Origin of the sequence: Albimonas pacifica (assembly GCF_900113695.1) — a bacterium.
Lineage (GTDB): Bacteria > Pseudomonadota > Alphaproteobacteria > Rhodobacterales > Rhodobacteraceae > Albimonas > Albimonas pacifica.
Window position 1 is genome coordinate 39,499 of the sequence record NZ_FOQH01000015.1, and the last position, 26,011, is coordinate 65,509.

Below are 26,011 nucleotides of genomic sequence, written 5' to 3' on the forward strand. Positions count from 1 at the left end.
CCGGGTCGAGCCCGGGGCGCCCCCCCGGTCGCAGCGCCTCCTCAGGCCGCGTCGCGGGCGGGGGGCTTGGGGGCGGCCTCCAGCAGCTCGGCGGTGTAGGGGTCGGCGGGGGCGGTCATCACCTGCTCGGTCGGGCCCTGCTCGACGATCTCGCCGCCCTTCATCACCACCACGTGGTCGCAGAGCAGCCGGACCACGTGCAGGTCGTGGCTGACGAAGAGATAGCTCATCCCCAGCCGCGCCCGCAGGTCCACCAGCAGGTTCAGCACGATCGCCTGGATCGAGACGTCCAGCGCCGCCGTCGGCTCGTCCAGCACCAGGAAGTCGGGGTTCACCGCGATCGCCCGCGCGATCCCCACGCGCGCCTTCTGGCCGCCCGAGAGCTGGTGCGGGAAGCGGTCGAGCAGGGGGCGGGGCAGGCCCACGAGGTCGGCCAGCTCCTCGATCCGCTCGGCCCGGGCGCGGCCGCGCAGGCCCGCCATCGCCCGCAACGGCTCGGCGATGGTCTGGCGGGAGGTGTGGCGGGGGTTGAGGCTGTCGGTGGCGTCCTGGAACACCATCTGGATCTTCGCGCGCATCGGGTCCCGCGCGAAGCCGGCCGAGGGCCGCTTGGCCAGGTCCTCGCCCGCGAACAGGATCTGCCCCGAGGTCGGGTCCAGCAGGCGCACCACCATCGACGACGTGGTGGACTTGCCGCAGCCGGACTCCCCCACCAGCCCCACCGACTGGCCCGCCTTCACGTCGAAGCTGACGCCCTTGACCGCATGCACCGGGCCGGACTTGCCCGCATAGGTCTTCACCAGGTCGCGCACCGACAGCAGCGCCTCGTCGGAGATCCTGCGCGGGGGCTCGGGGGTGCGGACCTCGGCCGGCAGCAGCTCGCGGATCGAGGCGCCTTCGCGCGGCGTCGCGTCCACAAGCTTGCGGGTGTAGGGGTGGCCGGGGCGGGCGAAGAGGCGCACGGGATCCCCGGCCTCGACGATGGCGCCGTCCTTCATCACCACGATGCGGTCGCAGTATTGCGCGGCCAGACCGAGGTCGTGGGTGATCAGGATCGAGGACATGGATCGCTCGCGGATCAGCTCCGTGACCAATTCCATCACCGCCTTCTGGGTGGTGATGTCGAGGCCGGTGGTCGGCTCGTCCATGATCAGCAGCTTGGGGTCGCAGGCCAGCGCGATGGCGCAGACGATGCGCTGGCACATGCCGCCCGAAAGCTCGAACGGATAGGCGTCGTAGCGCGCCTCCGCGTCCCGGATTTTTACAGCTTCCATCGCCTCGATGGCTTTCGCCCGGGCGTTCTGCGCGTCGGCGCGGGCATGGCGGCGCAGGACGTCCTCGATCTGGTGTCCGACCTTGCGGATCGGGTTCAGGGCGGCGCGCGGGTTCTGGAAGATCATCGAGATCTCGCGGCCGCGCAGGCCCTGCATCTCGCGTTCCGAGGCGCGCTTGAGGTCGACGCCGGAGTAGACCGCCTCCCCCGCCTTGATCCGCCCGCCGGCGTCGAGGATGCGCATCAGGGCGTAGGAGGTCACGGACTTGCCCGAGCCGCTCTCGCCGACGATGCCCAGCGTCTCGCCCTCGGCGACCTCGAAGGAGACGCCGCGCACCGCGTTCACCTCTCCGCGCCTCGTGCGGAAGGAGACGGCCAGGTCCTTGATCGTGAGCATGCTCAAGTCCTCCGGCGGGGGTCGACCATGTCGCGCAGACCGTCGCCCAGCAGGTTGAAGGTGAAGACCGCGAACATCAGGCAGAGGCCGGGGAAGATCGCCAGCCACCACTCGCCCGAGACGATGAAGTTCGCGCCTTCGGCCACCATGATCCCCCACTCGGCCGTCGGGGGGCGCACGCCGAGGCCGATGAAGGAGAGCCCGGCCGCGTTCAGGATCGCCCAGCCGAGGTTCAGGGAGACCTGCACCATCATCGGGGGCAGGGCGTTGGGGAAGATGTGCATGGCCAGCACCCGCACGTCGGTGTTGCCTGCGAGCTTGGCGGCCAGCGCGAAGCCGGCCTCGCGGCGGATGTTGACCTCGGCGCGGACCAGGCGGGCGTAGAAGGGGACGTTGATGATGGCCGTGGCGTAGACGATGTTCTCGATCGTGTTGCCCATCGCGGCGACGATGCCCATCGCCAGCACGAACAGCGGGAAGGCCATGATGGTGTCGAGCACGCGGGAGAGCGCCACGTCGAGCCAGCCGCCCCAGTAGCCCGCGGCGGCGCCCAGCACCGAGCCGATCACGAAGCTCAGCGCCACTGCGGCGACAGAGATCAGCAGGTCGAGCCGCGTCGCCACGATGGCGCGGGAGAACACGTCCCGCCCCAGGTTGTCGGTCCCGAACCAGTGCGCGGCCGAGGGGGGCTGCAGCGCCTCGGAAGCGTTGGTCGCCAGCGGGTCGTAGGGGACCAGCGCGGGGCCCAGCACCGCCGCGGCCATCAGCACCGCGAACATGGCGAAGGCCAGCAGCGTCACCGGGTTGTCCTTGAGCACGTAGATCACGTGATCCAGCGCGCCCTTGCTCTTCGCCGGCGGAGCCTGGGGCTCGGCCACGGTCGGGATCTCGGTCATCGTGTTCATTTCGAGTCAAACCCAATGCGCGGATCGATCATCGAATAGGCGAGGTCGATCAACAGGTTGAGGGCGACGAAGAGGAGCGCCATGCACAGAACGAAGCCCTGCACGGCGGCGTAGTCCGAGGCGACCAGCGCCTCGACCGCGTAGGAGCCGATGCCGGGCCAGGCGAAGACCTTCTCCACCAGCACGTTGGCCCCCAGCGTGAAGCTGAAGACCATGCCCAGCGTCGTGACCACCGGCAGCAGGGCGTTGCGGAAGGCGTAGCCGAAGAGGATCTTGCGCGAGGTCAGACCCGCCGCCCGGGCGGTGCGGATGTAGTCGGACGAGAGCGCCGAGAGCATCGCCGCCCGCGTCATCCGCGCGATGGGCGCGAGGGTGAAGAGGGCGAGCGTCGCCGCGGGCAGGATCAGCTGCCGCAGGGCCGCGAACCAGGTCTCGGCGTCGCCCGCCAGCGCGGCGTCGATCAGGAAGAAGCCGGTGACCGAGGGCGGCTCGAGATAGATGAAATCCAGCCGGCCCAGCGGCGAGGGCGCCCAGCCGGTGAGGTAGTAGAACACGTAGATCAGGGCCACGCCGGTGAAGAAGGTCGGCAGGCTGACCCCGGCCGTGACCAGCAGGCGGCAGGCGTGGTCGACCCAGCTGCCCGGCCGGGTCGCCGCCAGCACCCCCAGCGGCACGGCGATCCCGCAGGAGACCAGCAGCGCCACCAGCGTCAGCTCCAGCGAGGCGGGCAGGCGTCGGGCCAGCTCCTCGACCACCGGCTGGCCGGTGGTCAGCGACTGGCCCAGGTCGCCCTGGGCCAGCTGCAGGACATAGAGGCCGAACTGCTCGGGCATCGAGCGGTCGAGGCCGAGCTTGACGCGCGTCTCCTCGATCGAGGCCGCGTCGGCGGCGTCCCCGGCGAAATAGGCCGCCGGGTCGCCGGGCAGGGCACGGGTCAGCAGGAAGCTGACCAGCACCACGCCCAGGATCACGGGAAGCGCCTGCGCAAGGCGCGCAAGGACCGCTCGCAGGCGCCGGTTCATGGGCCTAGCCCTTCGCCAGCTTGCGGGCGTCGAGCTCGCGGTGGAACCAGTACTCGTAGCCCGTGGCCCCGTTCATCGCCACCGACAGCGCCGGCTGGAAGAGGGGGATGCGGGGCAGGTCCTCGAAGGCGATCTCGAACATCCGCTTCACCTTGGGGGCGTAGTCGGGGTGCTCGACCGGCAGGTCGAGCGTCTCGGCGACCAGCTGCTCGATCTCGGGGTTGGCGTAGTTCGAGGAGTTGAACAGGTGCCCCTCCTGGTAGGCCCAGAAGAAGTAGTAGCAGGGGTAGTTCAGCCAGCCGCCGAAGGTCTCCAGCGCCAGCGGCAGGCGTTTCTCGACGAGGCTGGCGGTGCGCCAGTTGGCCCCCGGGATCTTGTCGATGGTCGAGGTGATGCCGAGCTTGGCGAGCTGCTCCTGGATCAGCAGCGCCGTCGGCTCCATCCAGTCCGACTGCCCGAGGTCGATCGAGAAGGGCACGTCGAAGCCGCCCGCGAAGGCGGATTTCTCCAGATGCTCCCGCGCCTTGTCGAGGTCGAAGACATAGGGGCTGGGCTGCGGCCAGTCGATGGTCTCGATCCCCGAGCCGCCCCACATCGGAACGCCCCGGCCATAGGCGGCGGTCTTGAAGATCTCCTCGTAGGGGATGGCGTAGGCGACGGCCTTGCGCACGTCGGGGTCCTGGAAGGGCTCGAAATTATAGTTCAGCGAGACGACGTAGATCGCGTTCTCGATGGGGGTCGAGTAGACCTCGACCTTGCCGTCGAGCTCGCTCGCGTCCTTGTTGGGGATGTTCCACGACATCTGCACGTCGCCGCGCTCGATCAGCGCGCGGCGGGTGGCCTGGGAGGGAACCTCGCGCAGCACCACGCGCTTGGCGCCGGGCAGGGGGCCGCCGGTCCACAGGTCGTTGCGCTCGTAGACCAGCTGCTGGCCGGGGTCCCAGCGCACCACCTTGTAGGCGCCCGAGCCGATGGTGTTCTTGTGCACGAACTCCATCGCCCAGGGGTCGGCGTCGGTGACGTGCTGCTTGGCGATCTTCGAGTTCAGGATGAAGGGCACCGGCACCGCGAGGTCGGGCAGCGCGAGCTTGGAGGGCTTGTCGAGGGTGACGGTGAAGGTCGCCTCGTCGACGGCCGCGAACTGGTCGGGGCGCAGCAGGCCGCCGGCGGCCATCTGGGTGGTCGGGAAGCCGCCCACCGAGACGGCGCGGTCGAAGGACCATTTCACGTCCTGCGCCGTCACCTTCGATCCGTCCTGGAACACGGCCTCGGGCTTGATCCTGAAGGTCAGGACCTTGCCGTCGTCGGAGACGGTCCAGCTCTCGGCGATCTCGGGGACGATGGTGGAGTAGTCGTAGGACAGCGAGCCGTCGGGCATGGTCTTGGTGCCGAAGCTGACCAGCCGGTCGTAGCAGTTGACCGCCACCTGGTAGGAGGGGCGGTTGGTCCCGGTGCGGTGCAGGTCGAGGCTGTTGATGGTCTGGCCCATCACCACGACGACCACGTCGTCGCCCGCGGCCTGCGCCGGCATGAACTTCAGGAACGGCAGCGCCGCCGCGCCCAGGGCGACGGAGCCGCCCTTCAGAAAACCTCGCCGGCTCGTGTCCAGGCCCATCGTCGCTCTCCTTGTCGGTCGTGAGGGATTCGCGGCCTTCTGCCGGACCGCGCCTTGGACGAAATCGTGCGGGCGAGGAGTGATCGCATCCATTGCTATTTTCGCAGACATCCGCTTCGATAAATGCAGCGGTCGAAGGCGGGCCGACGAAAGCGAGAGGGAGCGCAGGCGGATGGATGACTGGCAATGGGCGCTCCATGCCGGCCTCGGCCTGGCGATCGGCGTCGCCGGTTACCGGCGCAGCCGCCGCGCGGCCGAGGCGCCCGCCCGCCTGACCACCGGCGAGCAGGAGGCGCTGGGGCCGATGCGCGTGCAGGTCCTGAGGCTGTTCTGCGCAGCCTTTTTCGCCCTTGGCGCGATGTTCGCGCTGGCGATGGGCAAGGATCCCTGGATCGCCGCCGGCTCGATCCTCTTCGCCTTGGGCGGCGTCTGGATTTGGGGCGAGGTGGGCCGCCTCGAGCTGGTCTGGGACGCGCGCGGGTTGCTGCGCCGCTCGGCCTTGCGGGGCGAGCGGCGCTTCTCCTGGGACGAGCGGGAGGCGGTGCGCGTCGGCAACCTGATCTGGGGCGGCGACCGACTGTTCTTTCGCGGCGGACGCGGTCTGAGCGTGCCGAACAGCCTGACGAACCACACCGCCCTGTTTTCCCACGCCCGCGCCGTGCTCGCCGCCCGCGAGGCCCCCTGATGCGCCATTTGCAAACCCTGCGCCTGATCGAGGCGGTGGCGCGCGCCGGCTCGATCCGCAAGGCGGCGGAGGACATGGCGATCACCTCCTCGGCCCTCAATCGGCGCATCACCGGCTTCGAGGACGAGTTCGGCTATCCGATCTTCGAGCGTCTGCCGCGCGGCGTGCGCCTGAACCCGGCCGGAGAGCTGCTGATCCAGCACATCCGCGCCCAGACCTCGGACCTGGAGCGGGTGCGCGGCCAGGTGGCGGACCTCTCGGGGGAACGCCGGGGCCATGTCTCCATCGCCTGCTCGCAGGCGTTGCAGCCCTATTTCATGCCCGAGCAGATCTCCGCCTACCGGCGCGAGCATCCCGGCGTCAGCTTCTCGGTGCATGTGCGCGACCGCGCCTCGGCCGAGGAGGACCTGTCCAACTTCCGCTCCGACCTCGCGCTGGTGGTGGAGCCGGTCTACCTCGCCGAGTTCGAGGTGCTCTTCGCCCTGCAGCAGCCGATCCATGCGGTGATGGCGGCGGACCATCCGCTGGCCGCGCGGGCGGAGCTGCGGCTGCGCGACTGTCTCGCGGGGCCGCATGTGGTCCCGACCTCGCCCTACGGCGTGCGCCACCTGCTGGAGATCTCGGTGCGCGGCCGCTCGATGCGGCTCAGCCCCTCGCTGGAGGCCGACAGCTTCGAGTTCATGCGCCACTACGTGCTGCACGAGGGGGCGGTGGGCTTCCAGATCCCGGTGGGGCTGAAGGACGGGCCGGAGGTGGTCTCGCGCCCGATCTCGGTGCGCGACGTGGCGCCGGCGCACTTGCTGCTGGGCCAGATGCGCGGGCGCACCCTGCCGGTGGCGCCCGCCCGCTTCGCCCATCAGCTCCAGGCGACGCTGGCCGCGATGGCCGAGGCGACGGGAGCCGGGGCGACAGGCGCCCCGGTCCGCTGAGCCCTCAGCCCTTCGCGATGGTCAGGGTGGCCGAGGGCAGGCCCTCGATCTCGGTGGTGCAGACGTCGCCGGGGACCAGCGCGCCCACGCCCGCGGGCGTGCCGGTGTAGATCAGGTCGCCCGGCGCGATCTCCATCGAGCGGGAGAGGAACGCGATCACGCCGGCCACGTCCCAGATCATGTCGGCGAGCTGCGCCTCCTGCTTCACCTCGCCGTTGACCGACAGGCGGATGAAGCCCGAGGGCCGGCCCATCTCGGCCGCCGGCGCCAGCGGCCCGCACAGGGCCGAGCGGTCGAAGCCCTTGGCGAAGTCCCAGGGGCGGCGCATGTCCTTGGCCTGGTTCTGCAGGTCGCGCCGGGTCAGGTCGTTGCCCGCCGCGTAGCCCCAGACGTGGGAGAGGGCGTCGCCCTCGGCGATCTCGAACCCGGCCTTGCCGATGGCGACCACCAGCTCGCCCTCGAAATGCAGGTCCTTGGTCTCGGGCGGATAGGGGATCACGGCGCCGTCGTCGATCACCGCGTCGCCGGGCTTGGTGAAGAAGAACGGCGGCTCGCGGTCCGGATCGTTGCCGAATTCGCGGGCGTGGGCGGCGTAGTTGCGGCCCACGCAGAAGATGCGCCGCACCGGGAAGCGGGCGGCGGCGCCCGCGACGGCGACCGTCGGGGTCGGCGGGGCGGGAAGGACGAGCTCGGTCATGGGGAGGCTCCGGGGGCAGGTCGGGTCGGCGCGGCCGCCCGGCCGCGCGCGGGGCGCGACAGGCGGCGCCCGTTCGCGATAGCCTGCGCGGAGCGTGAGGGGAAGGAGAGATCGCGTTGGCCAGTCCGCCGCAACCGGAGCCCGAGGAGATCCTGCGCGCCGCCGTCGAGCGTCCCGGGGAGGGCACGCTGGGCGACCTCGCCCTCCAGGTCGACCGCGTGCTGGGGGTGCTGGAGAAGCTCGACGAGGCCGAGCTGCGCCGCAGCTACGCGACGCTGGCGCGCATCGTCGGCGGCGCCGACAAGGGCGAGGCGCCCGACGAGGGCGGCTCGCCGCTGCGCGCGCTCTCTGCGGTGCTGGAGCGGATGCGCATGGCCCCCGCCCGCCGCCCGCCGCCCGCCAGGTCCTCGTCCGAACCGACGGCGGAGGCGCCGCGCGCGCCTCGCAAGGCGCCCCGCGCCAAGACCGCCGCGCCGCGGGAGACGCGCGAGACGGCGCCGTCGGAGACGCCGCCCGAGACGACGAAGGCCGCCGCGCCCCCGGATACGGGGCGGTCCGCCGGGGCCCCCGAGACGAGCGGCTCCGCCGCGGGCCCCGAGACGAGCGGCTCCGCCGCGGCCCCGGAGACCGGTGCGGCGGACGCGCCTCCCGCCATCGACCTCGACCTCTGGTCCGATCTCCGCGCCAAGCTGCACGACGCGCTCGGCGTGGGCGACCTGCGCGTGGCGGGCCGGCAGCTCGTCATGTTGGGCACGCTGCTGGATTTGGCGGAGGAGTCCCCCGCCGCCGACGCGCGCACCCTCGCCCGCCTGCGGCGCGAGCGCGACGCGGCCGCCGAGGCGCTCGCCGCCGCCGAGGCCGAGGCGGAGTTTCCCAATCGCGCGCAGCCTGATCCCGCGGCGGACCCGCCGCCCGACCCCCGCGTGCGCCTGCTCGACGCCCCCGGCCGGGCCGTGGCGCTGCGCGATCTGGCGGAGGCGCGTGCGGGCGAGGGCGAGCCCCTCCTCGCCCCTCCGGCGCTCGACCTGCTCGAGCGCGCCTCGCGGCTGGCCGAGGCGCTGGAACTGCCGGCGCCCGGCGCTCCCGACCGCAGCCTCCTCGTCGTCACCCCCGCGGCCCTGCTGGCGGCGCTGCTGGCCGGCGAGCGGGAGGGCGGCGCCGTCGCCGGCCGCCTGCGGGAGTGGATCGCGGGCCGGCCCGGGGCCGAGGCCGCGCTCGCCCGCGCGACCCGGGCGCCCGAGCCGCCCCGCCGCGGGGGCGAGGCGGTGGCCGACGCGGCCACGCGCGCCCTGCTGGCGCGCGCGGCGGCGCTGGCGGGCGAGGTGCGCGGCGCCTCCACCGCGCCGGGGCGGGGGGTCCTGCTGGCCGCGCTCTGCCTGACGCCGGGCGGGCGGCAGGCCTTCCTCGACCTCGGCCTCGGCGGAGACGATCCGCAGGGGTTCCTCGCGGAGCTGGCGACGGTCCACATCGACCTCCAGCTCGCCGTCGACGTCGCCCACGACCGGACCGACTGGGCGCGCTGGCTGGAGGCGCACCCGCTGCCGGACCCCGACACGCTGCTCGACGGGCTGAGGCTGCGCCAGCCCCTGCGCCTGTCGGTGCCCGACTACGCCGCCGACGACGTGGCGCGCCGGCGGGGGACGACGGGCTCGATGCTCGAGGGCGACCGGCTGGGGGTGGCGGCGGACGCGCGGGCGCTGGCGGACCTGATCTGCCTCGAGGCCGCGCGCCCGCCGCTCGCCATCGGGCTGTTCGGCCCCTGGGGCTCGGGCAAATCCACCTTCATGCGCATGATCGAGGAGGCGGCCGAGGCCAACCGCGAGACCGCCCGGCGGATGCGCGAGGGGGGCGAGACGCCGCCCTTCGTCGAGAGCGTGGCGCATGTGTGGTTCAACGCCTGGCACTACCTCGACGCAAATCTCTGGGCCTCGCTGGTCAGCCACATCTTCCGGGAGCTGCACCGCCTGTCGCAGGGCCTCTCGGCGGAGGAGGCGGCGCGGATGGACTACCTGGTCCGCAAGCTCGCCTCCGCCGCCCAGGCCGAGACCGCGGCGCGCGAGGGGGTGCGCACCGCCGACGCCTCGGTGAAGCGGGCGCGGCGGCGGGTGGCGGCGGCGGACCGGCTGCGCGCCTGCCTGCGCCGCAAGCTCGCCGAGGCCGCGCCCCGCGCGCTCGACGAGCTGCTGGCCGAGGAGACCCGCCGCGGTCTCGCGGCGCTGCAGGCGGCCGGCGTCTCGGCCCCGCTGCAGAGCGTCGAACAGCTCCGGGACCTGCGGCGGGAGCTGTCGGGCCTGGGCGGGCGGCTGCGGCTGACGGGCGCGGCGATCCTGCGGGGCGGCGCGCGGACCTGGGGCGCGCTGGCGCTGGCGGCGGCGGCGCTCGCCGCGGGCGGGCTGGGGGCGGCCTGGCTGGGGCAGGGGGGCGCGGGGGCGCCCGCTTGGCTCGCGGCCTTCCTCGCCGAGGCCTCCGGCTGGCTGGGGGTCACGGGGGCGCTCGCCGCCGCCGTCCTGCCGCATCTGCGGCGCGCCAACGCCGCCATGGACGCGCTCGCCGCGGCCGAGGAGGAGGCGCGCGCCCGGCTCGCCGAGGCGGAGGCGGAGCGGCGACGGCTGGAGGCGGACCTCGCCCGGCTGGAGGCGGAGCGGCTGCGCGCGCAGGACGATCTCGACGCCCGCAGGCGCGAGCGGGAGCGGCTGGAGGCGATGCGCCGCGGCGAGCAGCCCGCCGAGCTCCTGGCCCAGTTCATCGAGGAGCGCGCCCGCGCCGAGGGCTACCGCAAGCACCTGGGCCTTCTCTCCCAGATCCGCGCGGATTTCGAGCTGATGGCCGACCTGCTGGCCCCGCGTACCCCCGCCGTGCGCGCGGACGCGGCGAAGCGGATCGAGGCGGACCCCGCCGCGCTCCCCCATATCGGGCGCATCGTGCTCTACATCGACGACCTCGACCGCTGCCGGGACGAGCAGGTGGTGGAGGTGCTGGAGGCGATCCACCTGCTGCTGGCCTTCGACCTGTTCGTGGTGGTGGTGGGTGTGGACGCGCGCTGGGTCGAGGGGGCGCTGACGCGTTTCTACGCCCAGCAGCTCAGCCCCGGGGAGACCGCGGACGGCCGCCCGAGCGTGGCCGACTACCTCGAGAAGATCTTCCAGATCCCCTTCCGCCTGCGGCCGATGGAGCTGGGCGAGGGCGGCGGCTATTCCCGCCTCGTCGCCGAGCTGGTGGGGCCGGTGCAGGAGACCGGAACCGGGCTCGCCGACGCGATGCCCGACGCGCCCGCGCCGGGCCCGGCCGGGCCCGCGCCTGCGCCCGCCGAGGACGAGGGCCCCGCGCCGCTGCCCGCCATCGACCTCTCCGCGGTCTGGCCGGCGGAGGAGACGCCCGCCCAGGTGCTGGAGCGCGTGACCCTCACCCGCCCCGAGCTCGAGGCCATCGAGGCGCTGGGCCCCCTCGTCGGCCGCTCCCCGCGCACGGCCAAGCGGTTCGTGAACCTCTATCGGCTGTTGAGGTCGCGCAGGCGGGGGGAGGAGCTGGAGGCGTTCCTCGAAGGGCAGCAGGGTCATGCGGCGCCGTTCCGCGGCGCACTGTTCTGGCTGGCGCTGGAGACGGGGCTCGACGCCCGGCAGTCCGACCTGCTTCGCGACGCGCTGTCCGGCGACCTGGTGTGGAGCTGGAACGATCTCGTCCAGGCGCGGAGCTCCGCGCTTCATGACGTACTGGATGACGCAGGGCCCCTCGCCGACGCCCGGATCGCGCTGCGGCGGCGCAAGGCGTTCTGGGACTCGATCGAGGGGCTTGAGCGTGAGGGCGTCCTGGTCGAGGGGTTCCAGACCCTCGATGCGCTCTGGCCGGATGCGCGCGCCGAAATCGTCGCCGAGGCCTCGCGCTATTCCTTCCGCTTCGGCGGAGCGTTCTGACCCCGACGCGGCGGTCGATCTCCCCGACGAGACGCGGCGCGCGCGGCGGACCGCGCGAGGCCCCGGGTCGAGCCCGGGGCGCCGGCCGGCCGCAGGCGGTTCGCCCGGAAGCCAGGCCGTGGGGGCGCGGGCGAGGTGGAGGGGCGTCCGCAGGAGCGCCAGACATCTTTCCGCCACGTCGCGCCCGCTCTCGTCGCTTCCGACGATCCGCGCCGTTTCGGGCTTCCTTAATCGTTCAACTAACCGACGCCCTCAATGCGTCGAACGGGAGGAAACCTTGACGTCGCTGCTCGACCTGCTCGACAGGACGGGGCTGTGGCTGTCGCGCATCGGCGCGGCGGGCACGGTCTTCGCCCTCGTCGCGATGATGCTGCACATCTGCGCCGACACGCTCGCGCGGTGGCTGTTCCACAGCCCCTTCACCGGCACCCTGGAGATCGTCGAGAACTACTACATGACCTCGGTCGTGTTCCTCGCGCTCGCCCTCGTGCAGCGCGCGCGCGAGCACATCAAGGTCGAGATCTTCGCCAAGTTCTTCCCCAGGGGGATGCTGCGGGCGACCGACCTGCTCGCCTCCGGCCTGACCGCGGTGTTCTGCACCGCCTTCGCCGTGGCCGCGATCCAGGAGACCATCGGCCAGACCGAGAAGGGCTCGTTCCGCGACGTGATCTTCTTCGACATGCCGATCTGGCCCTCCTACTGGATCATGGCCTTCGGCGGCGTGCTGATCGCCTTCGCCACGATCACCTCCTTCCTCGCCGACATCCTGCGCCCCCAGGGCGACGACCACCACGAGAACCCCGAGGCCTTCCTGTGAGCGACTCGATCCAGATCGTCCTGACGGCGCTGGGCGCGCTGCTGGTGCTCTTCGCCATCCGCGTGCCGATCGCGGTGGCGCTGGGCATCGTCTCGTTCCTGGGCATCGCCTACGTGCGCGGCTTCGGCGCCGCCTGGGGCGCGCTGAAGACCGCGCCCTACGAGTTCGGCGCCCACTGGTCGCTCTCGGCCGTGCCGATGTTCCTGCTGATGGGCGCGGCCGCGTTCCGCGGCGGGCTGACCTCCTCGCTCTTCGAGGCGATGCGGGTGTGGTTCGGGCGGCTGCCCGGCGGGCTCGCGATCGCCACCAACATGGCGTCCGCCGTGTTCGCCGCCGCCTCCGGCTCGTCGGTCGCCTCTTCGGCTGCGATGGCGCGGATCGCGGTGCCGGAGATGCTGAAGTCGAACTACAGCCCCGCGCTCGCCACCGGCGTGGTCGCGGCCTCGGGCACGCTGGGGGCGCTGATCCCGCCCTCGATCATCTTCGTGATCTACGGCTGGTACACCCAGACCTCGATCGGGACGCTGCTGATCGCGGGCATCATCCCCGGCCTGCTGACCGCGGGCTGCTACGGGCTGCTGGTGCTGATCATCGCGCTGTGGAAGCCCGAGATGGCGCCGCGCGACACGCGCGTCTCCTCCCTGGGGGAGAAGATGCGGGTGCTGGGCTCGATCTGGCCGGTGCCGGTGCTGATCGTGGCGGTGATCGGCTCGATCTACACGGGCGTGGCGACCGCGACCGAGGCGGCGGCGCTGGGCGCGGTCTCGGCGATCCTGCTCTGCGCGGTGCGGGGCACGCTGACCCGCCAGTCCCTGCGCGAGATGATCGGCGACACGGTCGGCGCGCTGGGCTCGATCTTCTTCATCGCGCTGGGGGCGTCGCTGCTGACGCGGTTCCTCGCGCTGTCGGGCTTCCCCACGTACATGATGATGATGTCCCAGGGCGCGGATCTCTCGCCCCTGATGATCATCCTGGCGCTGGTGGTGGTCTACCTGATCCTGGGCGCCTTCCTCGACCCGATCGGCATCATGCTGGTCACGCTGCCGATCCTGCTGCCGCTGTTCCGGGCGGCCGACCTCGACATGATCTGGATGGGCGTGATCGTGGTGAAGATGATCGAGATCGGCATGCTCACGCCCCCGGTCGGACTGAACGTCTTCGTGGTCAAGGCGGCGCTGGGCGAGCGGGTGGCGCTGGGCACGATCTTCAAGGGCGTGTCGTGGTTCCTGATGGCCGAGATCGTCATCATGACCCTGATCATCGCCTTCCCGGGGCTGACCCTCTGGCTTCCCGAGCTGATGTCCCGCTGAGGCGGGACGTCCAACAACACCGAGGCGGCGCTTCAGCGCCGCCCGCCCCCGGACGCATCCGTCCCTCACGAACAGGAGGAAACCTCATGTCCAGAACGACCCTGGCCTCGACCGTCGCCGGTCTCGCGCTTTCCGTCGCCGCGGCGGCCCCGGCGCTGGCCGCCGACATCGCCTACGCGACCCACATCCCCTCGACCAACGTCACGGTCGAGCCCGCGCTCAAGCCCTGGGCCGAGCGGCTGGCCGAGCACGACGTGAACGTCAACTTCTTCTGGGGCGGCACCGTCGCCAAGCACGCCGCCATGCCCCCCGCGATCCGCGACGGTCTGGCGGACATGGGCTTCATGGCGGACCTCTACGGCGCGCAGGACCTGCCGAACTCGGTGCTGGTCACCAACCTGCCGCTGGTGAACCTCGACGCCCGGGTGATGACCGCGGTCGCCGCCGAGGCCCGGATGATCGGCTGCGAGGGCTGCGAGGAGGAGCTCGCGGGCTTCGGGGCCTTCAACTACAACGTCTTCTCGCTGCCCTCCCAGTACCTGATGTGCCGCGAGCCGGTGGCCAACCTCGCCCAGCTCGAGGGCAAGAAGGTGCGCGCGACCGGCGTGCTGGGCCGGATGCTCGCCAAGTGGGGCGCGGTGCCCGTGGCGATGCCCGTCACCGACGGCTACGAGGCGCTGGAGCGCGGGCAGGTCGACTGCACCACCGGCATCGAGACCTTCATGATGGACTACTCCTGGTGGGACGCCACCAAGTATGTCCTCGACATGCCCCTCGGCCTCTTCGCAGGCGTGCTGACGATGATGTCGGAGGCGAAGTTCGAGAGCCTCTCCGACGAGCAGCAGCAGGCCCTGCTCGCCGAGCGCTCCCGCATGGCCGCCGACAGCGCCTACGCCTATTTCGACGCCAGCGAGCAGGCCCGCCGGCTGGCCAAGGAGGAGCACGGCGTGACCTACCTCGAGCCCGAGGCCGACATCCTCGCCGCGCTGGAGGAAGCCCGCATCGCCGAGCGCGACGAGGACCTCGCCCAGTCGCAGAAGCTGGGCGCCAAGGATCCCGAGGCGCGCATCGCAAACGTCGTCGCGCTGGCCGAGAAGTGGCAGGCGATCGTCGACGAGATCGACGGCGACAAGGAGGCGTTCATCGAGGCGATGGAGCGCGAGATCTACTCGAAGGTCCAGCCCTGAGCCGCCGGCCTGCGGGCCTGACGACCCGGCCCTGACCCGGTCCCTGTCCCGGTCGGGGCCCGGACCGCGGGCCGGGAGGGGCGCCTCCCCCTCCGGTCCCGGTCCCTGCCGCGGCGGCGGGTCCTCCCGACCGCCGCCGCGGCGGCCCAGCGCCCGCCCTGCGCGCGGCTCGAGGCTGGACCTCGGCGCGCGCGCAGGGCAGCTTCGCCTCCTTGGATTCGGTCCCGGTCGCCGCCCGTCGCAGCCGGTCCGCCGATCCCCGGTCGGAGGCGACGCCCCTTGTCCCGCGTCTACATCGGCGGAAAGTTGAGACCCCCTTCGATCACGTCGGACCACCTGTCGCGCCGGCGGCTGGCGGAGCGGTTCCTGGCCGCCCCCGGCGCCCGCCTGACGGTGCTGCGCGCCCCCTCGGGCTTCGGCAAGACCATGCTGATGGCCGAGTGTCGCGAGGCGCTGGCCGCCCAGGGGCTGCGCACCGCCTGGCTCGCCCTCGACAACGCCGACAACGACGCCTCCCGTTTCGCCGCCGGCCTGGTGCAGGCGCTGGCCGAGCTCGGCGTCGAGGCGCCCGAGGGCGAGGGGGCCGAGGGCTGGCTCGCGCTGCTCGACCGGCTGGCGCGCCACGGGTCGGCCTTCGCCCTCTTCCTCGACGATTTCGAGTTCATCTCCGACGACGCGGTGCTGTCGCTGGTGCGCGAACTGATCGGCGCCTTCCCGCCCGGCGCGCGGCTGGTCGTCGGCTCCCGCACGCCGCCCGACCTCGGCCTCGGCCGCCTGCGCGCGCAGGGCCTGCTGCAGGAGTTCGACGCCGGCGACCTGCGCTTTTCCGGCCCCGAGACGGCGGAGTTCCTGACCCGCGCCCGCGGCCTGCGGCTGGCGGCCGAGGATCTCGCCCGCCTGCAGGACAAGACCGAGGGCTGGCCCGCCGCCGTGCGCCTCGCCTCCATCGCGCTGGAGCGGCAGGGGGAGGGGTCGGACTTCGTCGCCCGCTTCTCCGGCTCCGACGGGGCGGTGGCGGAGTATCTGGCCGAGGACGTGCTCGCCGCCCAGCCGGCGGAGCGGGTGCGCTTCCTGCTGCGAACCTCGATCCTGCGCCGGCTGGACCCGGGCCTGTGCGACGCGTTGCACCCGCCCGGCGGTTCGGCCGCGATCCTCGAGGCGCTGGCGGCGGGCAACGTGCTGCTGACGCCCGACGACGGGGCGTTCCGCTACCATTCGCTCTTCGCTTCGTTCTTGCGCGCCCAGCTCGCCCGCCGGATGCCGGAGGAGCTGCCGGACCTGCACCGCGCCGCCGCGCGCTGGTATCTCGCGCAAGGCCGCCCCGCGCCCGCCATCGACCACGCCATCGAGGGGGGCGACGCCGCCTTCGCCGCCGACCTGCTGGGCAGGCACGCGCGCGGCTTCCTCGAGCAGGGGCGGATGCGGCTGCTGACCCGCTGGTTCGACGCGCTCGACCCCGCGGTCTTCGCCGGGCGGCCGGAGCTTCAGCTGGTGCGCGCCTGGGCGCTGTGCTTCACCCGCGGCCCCAGGCGACGGGGGAGCTGCTGGACGCGACCGGGGTCGAGGCCGACCCTCATCCCCAGATCGCCGCCGAGGCGCGCGCCGCGCGCATCCTGGTGCTGAGCATCTCCGACGACTACCCCGCCGCCGCGAAGCTCGCGCGCGCCGCGCTGGAGGGGCCGCGGCTGGAAAGCCGCTACGCCGCCGCGTCGCTGGCGAACTCGCTGGCCACGGTGTTCCTCGGCGTGGACGCCTTCGACGACGCCCGCCGCGCCCTGCTCGACGCGCGGCGCGAGGTGGGGGGCACCGCCGACCAGGCCGGGTTCAACGCCCTTTTCGCCGACGCGACCGAGGGGATCATCGACTGGCTGGAGGGGCGGCTGCGCGACGCCGGCGCCCGCTTCCGCCTGGCGCTGGCCGCCGGGCGCGACGACCCGCTCAGCCGCAACGGGGGCAACGCCTGGGCGGCGCTGCTGCACGCGACCTCGCTTTACGAGCGCAACGACCTGCGCCGGGCGGCGCATCTCTTCCACCTGCACCTGCCGACGGCGCGGGACCTCGGCCTGGTCGATCACATGATCAACGGCCATGTCGTGCTGTCGCGCATCGCCGACGGCGACGGCGACGTCGAGACCGCGATGGGCCTGCTGGGAGAGCTGGAGCACCTGGCCGAGCGCCGGGCGCTGCCGCGCGTCGCCGCCTCCGCCCGGCTGGAGCGGGCGCGCCAGCTTGCGGGGCGGGGGCATCTCGACGCCGCGCGCGAGCAGCTCGAGCGCGCCGAGGACGTCGAGGTCTGGGCCCGCGTCGCTGCCCTGCGCCTGCGCGCCAACGACACCGAGTACATCGAGGTCGGCCGCGTGCGCCAGGCGCTGCACGAGGGCCGCCCTGCCGAGGCGCTGCCGATCCTGCGCCGCGAGATCGCCGCCGCCGCCGCCTCGGGCCGTCACCGCCGCGCCCTGCACCTGCGCCTGCTGGCGGGCGCCGCCCATCACGCCGGGGGCGACTACGAGACCGCCGCCGCCTGGCTGGAGCGTCCGCTGGCCGACGCCGCGCGCGAGGGCGCCATGCGCATGATCCTCGACGAGGGGGAGCCGCTGGCCGAGGCGATCCGCGCGGTGGCCGAGCGCCATGCCGCCCACGGCGCCGGCGCCGCCGCCCGCGACCCGCATTTCCGCGCCTGGCTCGAGGACCTGACCGCCGCCATGGCTCCCCCGCGCCGCGCCGCGCCCGAGGTCGCCGGCGAGACCCTTCTCTCCGCCCCGATCGAGGCGCTGACCCGCAAGGAGCGCGAGGTGCTGCGCCTGCTGGCCGAGGGGCTGCCGAACGCGACGATCGCCGCGCGGCTCGGGGTGTCGGACAGCACGGTGCGCACGCACCTGCGCTCGATCAACTCCAAGCTCGACGCGCGCAACCGCACCCAGGCGGTGGCGGTGGCGCGGCGGATGGGGGTGCTGGCCTGACGCGGGGCCTGCGGGCGCCCCGGCCCGCACCGGAGGCGCCCCGGACCTGATCCGGGGCCTCTCCCGTCGTCTGCCACGGGTTCGGGTCTGGGCGTTTCAGACCTCCGGCAGCACCAGCACCGCCCGGAAATCGTTGACGTTGGTCAGCGTCGGCCCGGTCTTCACCAGGTCGCCGAGCGCCTCGAACAGGGTGTAGCTGTCGTGCCCCGCCAGCATCTTGCGCGGGTCCAGCCCCGCCGCCCGCGCGCGCGCCAGCGTCTCGGGGCCGACCTGCGCGCCGGCCGCGTCCTCGGTCCCGTCGATGCCGTCGGTGTCGCCAGCCAGCGCGTGGATGCCCGCGCGCCCGTCCAGCGCCACGGCGAGCGCCAGCAGGAACTCGGCGTTGCGCCCGCCGCGGCCGGGGGGCTCGGCGCCGATGGTCACCGTGGTCTCGCCGCCCGAGAGCAGCACGGCGGGGGCCGGGGCGGGGGTTGCGTGATCGGCGACGGCGCGGGCGATGCCGGCCATCAGCGTGCCGGCCTCGCGCGCCTCGCCCTCCAGCGCGTCGCCGAGCAGCACGGGCGTCACGCCGGCGGCGCGGGCGACCGCGGCGGCCGCCTCCAGCGAGGCCTGCGGCGTGGCGATCAGGCGGTAGTCGGGGGTGAAATCGGGCTGCGCCTCGGCCGGCTCCTCCAGCAGCCGGCGGGCCGCGTCGGGCAGGTCGGGGCCGAGGCGGGCGATCAGGTGCGACAGGTCCTCCGACGCGGTGGGGTCGGGGACCGTGGGACCCGAGGCGATGGCCTCGGGGTCGTCGCCGGGCACGTCGGAGATCGCCAGCGTCACCAGCCGGGCCGGGGCCGCGGCGCGGGCGAGGCCGCCGCCCTTCACCTTCGAGAGCCTGCGCCGCACCCGGTTCATGTCGTCGATGGCGAGCCCCGACTTCAGCAGCAGCCGGTTGACCGCGATCTTCTCGTCGAGCGTCAGGGGCTCGCGCGGCAGGGTCATCAGCGCCGAGCCGCCCCCCGAGATCAGCGCCAGCACCAGGTCGCCCTCCCGGGCGGAGGCGGCGACTTCCATGATCTCGCGCGCCGCCGCCTCGCCGGCGGCGTCGGGAGTGGGGTGGGCGGCCTCGCGCACGACGATGCGCTCGGTGGGGACGGCGTGGCCGTAGCGGGTGACGACGACGCCCGAGAGGTCGACGTCGGGCCAGGCCGCCTCCACCGCGCGGGCCATGGCGGCGGCGGACTTGCCGGCGCCGACGACGAGGCAGCGGCCGGAGGGCTTCTCCGGCAGGAAGCCCGCCAGCACCTTCGCGGGGTCCGCGGCGGCGACGGCGGCGTCGAAGAGGGCGCGCAGCAGGGCGCGGGGCTCGCTCATCGCCTCAACCCAGAGCGTCGGCGATGGCCTTGCCGCAGGTCTGCGTGTCCGCCGTGCCGCCGAGGTCGCGGGTGCGCAGCTTGGGCTCGGCCAGCACCCGCTCGATCGCCGCCACGATCTCGGCCGCGGCCTTCGGGTGGCCGAGGTGGTCGAGCATCATCGCCCCCGCCCAGATCTGGCCCACCGGGTTTGCGACGCCCTGGCCGGCGATGTCGGGCGCCGAGCCATGGACCGGCTCGAAGAGCGAGGGGAACTTGCCCTCGGGGTTGATGTTGCCCGAGGGCGCGATGCCGATGGTGCCGGTGCAGGCGGGCCCGAGGTCGGAGAGGATGTCGCCGAAGAGGTTCGAGGCGACCACCACGTCGAAGCGGTCCGGCGACAGCACGAAGCGGGCGGCGAGGATGTCGATGTGCTGCTTGTCCCAGGTCACGTCGGGATAGTTCGCGGCCATCGCCTCCACCCGCTCGTCCCACCAGGGCATGGTGATGGCGATGCCGTTGGACTTGGTGGCCGAGGTCAGGGTCTTGCGGGGGCGGCGGTTCGCCAGTTCGAAGGCGTAGCGCAGGACGCGGTCGACGCCCACGCGGGTCATCACCGTCTCCTGCATGACGATCTCGCGCTCGGTGCCCTCGAACATGCGGCCGCCGACGGAGGAGTATTCGCCCTCCGTGTTCTCGCGCACGATCCACATGTCGATGTCGCCGGGGCCGCGGCCTGCGAGCGGGCTGGGCACGCCGGGCATCAGGCGGGCGGGGCGCAGGTTGATGTACTGGTCGTACTCGCGCCGGAACTTCAGCAGCGAGCCCCACAGCGAGATGTGGTCGGGCACCGTCGCGGGCCAGCCGACCGCCCCGAAGAACAGCGCGTCGGCGCCCGAGAGCCGGTCCTTCCAGTCGTCGGGCATCATCTGGCCGTGCTTCGCGTAGTGGTCGCAGGAGGCGAAGTCGTGCTCGGCGAAGGCGAAGTCGAGGGAGTGGCGCCTGGCGACCGCCTCCAGCACGCGCAGGCCCTCGGGGACCACCTCCTTGCCGATGCCGTCGCCGGGGATCACGGCGATCTTCAGGCGGTTGTCCATGGCGGTCCCTCCCTTGGGCTTCGTTCGAGGGCGGGAGGATGCGCCGGGGAAGGCGCAAAGAAAAGGGGCCGGCGCGGACGCCGGCCCCCCGATCCGCGCGCGGCGGGATCAGTGCGCCATCAGGCTCGGCAGCCAGGTCGAGAGCGCCGGGAAGGCGATCAGCAGGATCATGATCACCAGCTCGCAGGCCAGGAACCAGGCGACGCCCTTGAAGACGGTGGCCAGCCCGACCGAGTCGCCGGCCACCCCCTTCACCACGTAGACGTTCAGGCCCACGGGCGGGGTCAGCAGGCCGACCTCGATCATCTTCACCACGATCACGCCGATCCAGATCAGGTCCATGTCCAGCGCGTGGAACGCGGGCAGGAACACCGGCAGGGTCAGCAGCATGACGCCGATCGGGTCCAGGAACATGCCCAGGATCAGGTAGATCACCGCCAGCGCCATCACCAGCGCCACGGGACCGAGGTCCAGGTGGGCGACGGTGTCGGCGATGAAGGTCGGAACGCCCGCCAGCGCCAGGAACCGGGTCAGCATCACCGCGCCGATGGCGAGGAAGAACAGCGACGAGGTGGTGCGCATCGCATCGCCCACGCTGTCGGCGATCACCTTCCGGGTCAGCCGCCCCTGCGCCGCGCCGATCACGAAGGCGAGGAACGCGCCCAGCGCGCCCGCCTCGGTCGGGGTGGCGAGGCCCGAGTAGATCGCGCCCACCACGCCCAGCACCAGCAGCGGCATCGGCCAGACCTTGGCCAGCGCGGCGAGCTTCTCGGCCATCGTCACCTTGATCGCGACCTTGGGGGCCAGCGAGGGGGTGATGATGCAGCGGGTGACGATCATCACCGTGTAGAGGCCCGCGGTCATCAGGCCGGGGATGATGCCCGCGATCAGCAGCGAGCCCACCGACTGCTCGGTGAACCAGCCGTAGATCACGAAGGCGATCGAGGGCGGGATCAGCGCGCCCAGCGTGCCCGAGGCCGCCACCGTGCCGGTGGCCAGCGCCTTGTCGTAGCCGAACTTCAGCATCTCGGGGATCGCGAGACGCCCCACCGCGGCCGAGGTCGCGACGGACGAGCCGGAGGCGGCCGCGAAGCCCGCGGCGGTGAAGTTGGTGGCGACCGCAAGCCCGCCGGGCAGCTCGTTCAGCCATAGCCGCGCGGCGGTGTAGAGCGAGCTGGTCAGGCCGGTCTGGTAGGCCGCGGCGCCCATCAGCAGGAACATCGGCACCGCCGACAGCTCCCAGCTCGCGGCGAAGTCATGGGGCAGGGAGCCCAGGATGCCGAGCGCCGCGCGCTCGTTGCGCAGGAAGATGATGCCCACGAAGGAGACCGAGCCCAGCGCGAAGGCGATCGGCACCCGGGCGGCCAGCAGAACGAGGATCGCGCCGACCCCGAGGCCGCCGATCATAAGACTGTCCATGTCGCGCTCCTCAGTCGGCGAGGGTGATGTGGTCGGGGTCGGAGATCGGCCCGTGGGGGTCCGTCTCGGACAGCACGTGCCGGCCGGTCAGCGCCACCGCGACCGAGTCGACCGCGTGCAGGAACAGCCACAGCAGCATCAGCACGCCGCCCACCGGCAGGAACCAGCGGGTCGGCCAGACCTGCAGGTCCATGGTCGCCGTCTCCCAGACCTCGCCGCGGCGGGTCATCTTCAGCGCCTCGTCGATGGCCTCGTTGCACAGGATGCCGACGTAGGCGAGGCCGATCAGGCAGCCGAAGAGCTTCACCCAGCCCAGCGCCCGGGGCCCGAGGTTCTGGGTGAACAGCTCGACCTCGAGGTGGTCCTCCTTGCGGGTCACCTGGCCCAGCGGCAGGAACACGAGCGCGACCATGTAGTAGGTCGCCACCGTCTCCAGCGTCATCGGGATCGGCCAGTTGAAGAGGTACTTGCACACGACGTCCAGGGTGATCTGGAGCATCATCAGAAGCATCACGGCGCCGGCGAGCCAGGCCGTGAGGCCGGCGCCGAAAGCCGCGATCCTTTCCAGGAGTTTCATTCGGACCTCGAGAGTCTTGGGGGAAGGGTCGGGCCCCGGACGGCGACCCGGAGTCCGGGGGCGCCGCGCCGCCGACGTCTTCGCCGGCGGCGCGGCCGGGGATCAGGGCTGGACCTTGGAGAAGATCTCGCGGCGCAGCGCTTCCTCGAAGGTCTTCCTGCCGGCCTCGTCATGGTCGATTTCGGCGACGATGCCCTGCCACTTCTCGAGGATGGCGCGGAACGAGGCGACGGTCTGCTCGGCGTCCTGGACGCCGTCTTCCTTCGCCTGGGCGATCACGGCCTCCCACTCGTTGGCGCGCATCTCCTCGAGCTTGTCGAGGAAGGCCTGGTCGGGCTGAACCACCTGGCCGCCCTTCTCCTTGGTCTCGGCGATGCCGGCGGCGTCGTCGGCGAAGGAGGCCCACTTGATGTCGGCGAGCAGCTGCGGGATCTCGTCGAGGATCACCTGCCGGTTCTCCTCGCCCATCGCGTCCCAGGCGTCGAGGTTGACCGACAGCGTCAGCGTCGACACGTAGCCGCCGATCGGCGTCTCGATGATCGAGGTGACGAAGTCCTTGATGTTGTAGGTGTTGAGGTAGTTCGGCGAGCCGAGCGCGCAGTCGACCTGGCCGCGCTGCATCGCCTCGTACATCTCCGCCACGGTGACCGAGACCGGCACCGCGCCCATCGCCGACATCAGGTCGGCCAGGCGGGAGACCGAGCGCACCTTCTTGCCCTTCAGATCCTCGAGCGTCGAGACCGGCGAGGTGCACTGCAGGACGTAGGGGGTGGTCGAGTACCAGGCCAGGCCGATCTGGCCGTTGTCGGCGAAGTCGTCCTTGCAGCCCTCGCAGCCCAGCAGCTGCCACTCGTTCACCGCCGCGCCCCAGGCGAGGCTGTCGTCGGCCAGGATGAAGGCCGAGGAGATCACGGAGGAGTGGGGCAGCGCCTTCTTGGTGTAGACGTCGACGATCAGGCCGGAGTCCAGCACCGCGTCGTCGATCGCGCCCAGCAGCTCCTTCGGGCCGCCCATCGAGCCGCCCCAGAACGACTCGAACTCGACCTCGCCGCCGGTGCGCTCCTTGACCCGCTCGAAGAACGGGATCTGGCCGTCGCGCATGGTCACGGCGGTCGGCTGCAGGAACGAGCCGTAGGTGTAGGTCTCGGCCTGGGCCGGGGCCATGGCGGCCACCGCGGCCGCGCCGCTCATGAGGGCGCCGATCGCAAGTTTCATGGGGGTCCTCCCTTTGGGTCTTCAGCGTTGATTTCGGTGGGCCCGCGCCGCCCCTCGCTCCCACCGGGGCGGCGCGGGATCTCGGGGATCAGGGCTCGAGCTTCGAGAAGATCTCGCGCTGCAGGGCCTCGGCGTAGGCGACCCTGTCGTCGCCGGTCTCGGCGACGATGCCGCGCCACTTCTCGACCACCTCGCGGAAGCCGTCGACGACGGCCTGGGCGTCCTCGACGCCGTCGGCCTCGCCCTGGGCGATGGCGGCGGCCCACTCGGCCTCGCGCAGCTCCAGCAGCTTCGTGCGGAAGTCGTCGGCGGCGGCCACGTGCTGGGCGCCGTTCTCCTCGACCGTCAGCTTGACGGCGCTGTCGGCCTCCTCGAGGTAGGCGAAGGTGGTGTCGGCGACCAGCTTGCCCAGTCCGTCGATGAACGCCTGGCGCTGCTCGGGCTCCAGGTCCTCCCAGGTGTAGGCGTTCATGTTCATCAGGCCCGAGCCGACGTAGGCGCCCAGCGGGTCGGCCACGATCGTCTTCACGAAGTCCTTGATGTTGTAGCCGGTCAGCCAGGCGGCCGCGCCGACCGAGCAGTCTGCCTGGCCGCGCTGCATCGCCTCGTACATCTCGGCCGAGGTGATCGACACGGGGGTCGCGCCCATGTTCTGCATCAGCACGCCCATGCGCGAGGTGGCGCGCACCTTCTTGCCGGCGAGATCCGCCAGGCTGCGCACGTCGGAGGTGCACATCAGCACGTAGGGCGAGGTCGGATACCAGGCGAGCGGCACCACCTCGTTGTCCTCGTAGTCCTTCAGGCAGCCCGGGCAGTGCAGCAGCTGGTACTCGTTCATCGCCGCGCCGTAGACCTTCACGTCGTCGGCGACGACGAACAGGCTCGACAGCAGGTTCGAGTGGGGCAGCGCGGTCTTGAGGTAGACGTCCACGATGCCGCCGGAATCGATCACGTTGGTCGAGATCGCGCCCAGCAGCTCCTTCGGGCCGCCCATCGCGCCGCCCCAGTAGGTCTCGAAGGTCACCTCGCCGCCGGTCGCCTCGGTGACGGCCTCGAAATAGGGGGTCACGCCTTCGGTGTTCACCACGTGCACGGACGAGATGTAGTGGGCGTAGCTGATCTCGGCGGCCTGGGCGGAGCCGGCGGCGAGGGCGAGGGCCAGAGCCGACGCGGATGCGGTGCGGATCATGGGGTCTCCTGTCGTGGGGTCGAGGGTCTCCGCGGCCCGCCGGGCAGGCGGGCGCGGGGCGTGAAGGATCCGGCGCGCAGGCGCCGGGACCGGTCAGGCGGGAAGCTCAGGGGACGGGAAGGGACGGCTGGCGCGCACGCGTGATGCGGCGGCCGTCAGGACGGCGCGCTCGACGTTCGGCGCGGACGCGCCGGGCGCCGCGAACCCTTGGTGCAGGGGCATTCTTCCTCCACTCCCGACGTGGTCCGGAACCCCGGACCGACCCCGCCGCGCGCCTGATTCCACCTTGCCCGAAATTTCACGGGATGCTGGCGTCATTTGTTATAACAAGGGGCCCATACCGACGCGGATGTCAACCCTGAGCGGCGAAATCAACGCGTCGCACCGCGGTATTGCAACGTCGCACCGTGCGCAAGCGATCGGGGGTTCCGCCGGGCCGGAAAGATTGGAATGATGGCCCCACGGACCAGAGCGGGCCCGGACGCAGGGAGGCGGCCGGGAGCAATCCGCCGACGCGCCGAGATCAGGGAGGAGGGCCGGAGCATTCCGCCGCCTGCACGCACCGCCGCCGAGATGGCGGAGGGGGCCCGCGCGCCGCGCCGGTCCCCGACCCGAACGCGATCCGGGGGCGTCCCGCCCGCCCGGGACGAGGCCGAAGACCCCCGCGGCGAGGTCGACTGGGCCCGCCCGCTGGTGCGCGAGAACCTGTCCGAGGCCGCCTGCCGCGCCCTGCGCATCGCCCTGACCGAGGGCCGCCTGCAGCCCGGCGCGCCCCTGCCGCTGCGCCCGATGTCGCGGCGCTTCGCGATCTCGGTCACCCCGATGCGCGAGGCGATGCTGCGCCTCGCGGGCGAGCGGGCGCTGACCATCGACGCCCGCGGCGCCGCCTCGGTGCCGGTGCTGACCACCGCCCAGGTCGACGAGATCATGGTGCTGCGCGAGGACCTCGAGGGCCGCGCCGCCGCCCAGGCCGCCGACCGCGCCACGCCCGGGGAGATCGACGCGCTGGAGGCGATCAACGACGAGCTGGTCCTGCGCCACGGCGCCGGCGAGATCCCCGAGGCGGTGCGCCTGAACACCCGCTTCCACCTCGAGGCCTGCCGGCTCGGCGGCTCGCCGATCCTGAGCGAGCTGGTCGAGGGGCTGTGGGTGCGCTCGGGCCCGCTGCTGTGGCACTCGATCGACGCCCATGCGCCGCGCTGGCGGCCGGGGCCGCACCGCGACCTGATCGCCGCGCTGCGCGCGCGCGACGCCGAGGCCGCCCGCGCCGCCATGGCCGCCGACGCCGCCCGCTGGGCGCGCGGCTATCGCCGCTACGCCGCGCCCGCCGACTAGAACGCGTCCGCCGGACCCGACCGCCGCTCCCGGATCTGCGCCCCCGGGCCCGCGTCGCCGGATCTGCGCCCCCTGGCCTGCGCCCGGGGCGCGTCCGGCCGTCCGGCGTATTGTCATCGATCAACGATTCATGTATC

General features: G+C 72.6%; 20 protein-coding genes. 9 read left to right on the forward strand and 11 right to left on the reverse strand.

Features of this window, described 5'->3' with window-relative positions:
- Nucleotides 1-41: 41 nt before the first annotated feature.
- From BM064_RS24375 to BM064_RS24390, 4 genes are read right to left on the reverse strand one after another with little or no spacing between them, the layout of a single operon-like run.
- A complete protein-coding gene (locus BM064_RS24375; protein ID WP_092865422.1) occupies nucleotides 42-1,670 on the reverse strand; it encodes a dipeptide ABC transporter ATP-binding protein in 1,629 nt (542 codons plus the stop codon).
- 2 nt (nucleotides 1,671-1,672) lie between these two features.
- The gene (locus BM064_RS24380) at nucleotides 1,673-2,566 is read right to left on the reverse strand and encodes an ABC transporter permease (RefSeq protein WP_092865553.1); all 894 of its coding nucleotides are present in this window, start codon (nucleotides 2,564-2,566) and stop codon (nucleotides 1,673-1,675) included.
- A 5-nt stretch (nucleotides 2,567-2,571) separates the two neighbouring features.
- On the reverse strand, nucleotides 2,572-3,597 hold the full coding sequence (locus BM064_RS24385; RefSeq protein WP_092865425.1) for an ABC transporter permease: 1,026 nt from the start codon (nucleotides 3,595-3,597) through the stop codon (nucleotides 2,572-2,574).
- A 4-nt stretch (nucleotides 3,598-3,601) separates the two neighbouring features.
- Nucleotides 3,602-5,212, reverse strand: coding sequence for an ABC transporter substrate-binding protein (locus BM064_RS24390; protein WP_092865428.1), 1,611 nt, complete (start codon nucleotides 5,210-5,212; stop codon nucleotides 3,602-3,604).
- A gap of 172 nt (nucleotides 5,213-5,384) precedes the next feature.
- On the opposite strand from BM064_RS24390, the gene BM064_RS24395 reads away from it, so the two are divergent.
- The gene (locus BM064_RS24395) at nucleotides 5,385-5,897 is read left to right on the forward strand and encodes a hypothetical protein (RefSeq protein ID WP_092865431.1); all 513 of its coding nucleotides are present in this window, start codon (nucleotides 5,385-5,387) and stop codon (nucleotides 5,895-5,897) included.
- Nucleotides 5,897-6,826: a LysR family transcriptional regulator gene (locus BM064_RS24400; protein ID WP_092865434.1), complete on the forward strand. Its 930-nt coding sequence runs from the start codon at nucleotides 5,897-5,899 to the stop codon at nucleotides 6,824-6,826. The genes BM064_RS24395 and BM064_RS24400 overlap by 1 nt, the downstream gene beginning before the upstream one ends.
- 4 nt (nucleotides 6,827-6,830) lie before the next feature.
- Here BM064_RS24400 and BM064_RS24405 read toward each other — a convergent pair whose 3' ends face one another.
- Nucleotides 6,831-7,523 carry a fumarylacetoacetate hydrolase family protein gene (locus BM064_RS24405; protein WP_092865437.1) on the reverse strand — a complete coding sequence of 231 codons (693 nt, stop codon included), beginning with the start codon at nucleotides 7,521-7,523 and terminating at the stop codon, nucleotides 6,831-6,833.
- Between the two features lie 116 nt (nucleotides 7,524-7,639).
- Between BM064_RS24405 and BM064_RS24410 the strand changes: the two genes are divergently transcribed.
- The 6 genes from BM064_RS24410 to BM064_RS24430 all read left to right on the forward strand — a co-directional run bounded on the left by BM064_RS24410 (nucleotide 7,640) and on the right by BM064_RS24430 (nucleotide 17,708).
- Complete coding sequence (locus BM064_RS24410) at nucleotides 7,640-11,434, forward strand: P-loop NTPase fold protein (RefSeq protein WP_092865440.1); 3,795 nt, start codon at nucleotides 7,640-7,642, stop codon at nucleotides 11,432-11,434.
- A gap of 277 nt (nucleotides 11,435-11,711) precedes the next feature.
- Complete coding sequence (locus tag BM064_RS27670) at nucleotides 11,712-12,251, forward strand: TRAP transporter small permease (RefSeq protein ID WP_177236391.1); 540 nt, start codon at nucleotides 11,712-11,714, stop codon at nucleotides 12,249-12,251.
- Nucleotides 12,248-13,561 carry a TRAP transporter large permease gene (locus tag BM064_RS24420; RefSeq protein WP_245779278.1) on the forward strand — a complete coding sequence of 438 codons (1,314 nt, stop codon included), beginning with the start codon at nucleotides 12,248-12,250 and terminating at the stop codon, nucleotides 13,559-13,561. Before BM064_RS27670 ends, BM064_RS24420 begins: the two co-directional genes overlap by 4 nt.
- Before the next feature lie 86 nt (nucleotides 13,562-13,647).
- Nucleotides 13,648-14,748 carry a TRAP transporter substrate-binding protein DctP gene (gene dctP / locus BM064_RS24425; RefSeq protein ID WP_092865443.1) on the forward strand — a complete coding sequence of 367 codons (1,101 nt, stop codon included), beginning with the start codon at nucleotides 13,648-13,650 and terminating at the stop codon, nucleotides 14,746-14,748.
- A 306-nt stretch (nucleotides 14,749-15,054) separates the two neighbouring features.
- On the forward strand, nucleotides 15,055-16,371 hold the full coding sequence (locus tag BM064_RS27150; RefSeq protein WP_143103443.1) for a winged helix-turn-helix domain-containing protein: 1,317 nt from the start codon (nucleotides 15,055-15,057) through the stop codon (nucleotides 16,369-16,371).
- Nucleotides 16,257-17,708: a helix-turn-helix transcriptional regulator gene (locus BM064_RS24430; protein ID WP_092865446.1), complete on the forward strand. Its 1,452-nt coding sequence runs from the start codon at nucleotides 16,257-16,259 to the stop codon at nucleotides 17,706-17,708. Before BM064_RS27150 ends, BM064_RS24430 begins: the two co-directional genes overlap by 115 nt.
- Nucleotides 17,709-17,804: 96 nt before the next feature.
- Here BM064_RS24430 and BM064_RS24435 read toward each other — a convergent pair whose 3' ends face one another.
- The 6 genes from BM064_RS24435 to BM064_RS24460 form a co-directional block, all read right to left on the reverse strand.
- Entirely contained in the window at nucleotides 17,805-19,064 is a 1,260-nt protein-coding gene (locus BM064_RS24435) for a glycerate kinase type-2 family protein (protein WP_092865449.1), read from the reverse strand.
- Nucleotides 19,065-19,068: 4 nt separating this feature from the next.
- Nucleotides 19,069-20,139, reverse strand: a complete 1,071-nt coding sequence (locus BM064_RS24440; protein WP_092865452.1) for a tartrate dehydrogenase — start codon at nucleotides 20,137-20,139, stop codon at nucleotides 19,069-19,071.
- A gap of 108 nt (nucleotides 20,140-20,247) precedes the next feature.
- On the reverse strand, nucleotides 20,248-21,558 hold the full coding sequence (locus tag BM064_RS24445) for a TRAP transporter large permease (RefSeq protein ID WP_092865455.1): 1,311 nt from the start codon (nucleotides 21,556-21,558) through the stop codon (nucleotides 20,248-20,250).
- Nucleotides 21,559-21,568: 10 nt separating this feature from the next.
- Nucleotides 21,569-22,135 carry a TRAP transporter small permease gene (locus BM064_RS24450; RefSeq protein WP_092865458.1) on the reverse strand — a complete coding sequence of 189 codons (567 nt, stop codon included), beginning with the start codon at nucleotides 22,133-22,135 and terminating at the stop codon, nucleotides 21,569-21,571.
- Between the two features lie 102 nt (nucleotides 22,136-22,237).
- Nucleotides 22,238-23,350: a C4-dicarboxylate TRAP transporter substrate-binding protein gene (locus BM064_RS24455; protein WP_092865462.1), complete on the reverse strand. Its 1,113-nt coding sequence runs from the start codon at nucleotides 23,348-23,350 to the stop codon at nucleotides 22,238-22,240.
- Between the two features lie 88 nt (nucleotides 23,351-23,438).
- Entirely contained in the window at nucleotides 23,439-24,539 is a 1,101-nt protein-coding gene (locus BM064_RS24460) for a C4-dicarboxylate TRAP transporter substrate-binding protein (RefSeq protein WP_092865466.1), read from the reverse strand.
- 693 nt (nucleotides 24,540-25,232) lie between these two features.
- Here BM064_RS24460 and BM064_RS24465 point away from each other — a divergent pair.
- Nucleotides 25,233-25,874, forward strand: coding sequence for a GntR family transcriptional regulator (locus tag BM064_RS24465; protein ID WP_245779279.1), 642 nt, complete (start codon nucleotides 25,233-25,235; stop codon nucleotides 25,872-25,874).
- The last annotated feature ends 137 nt before the right edge of the window (nucleotides 25,875-26,011 follow it).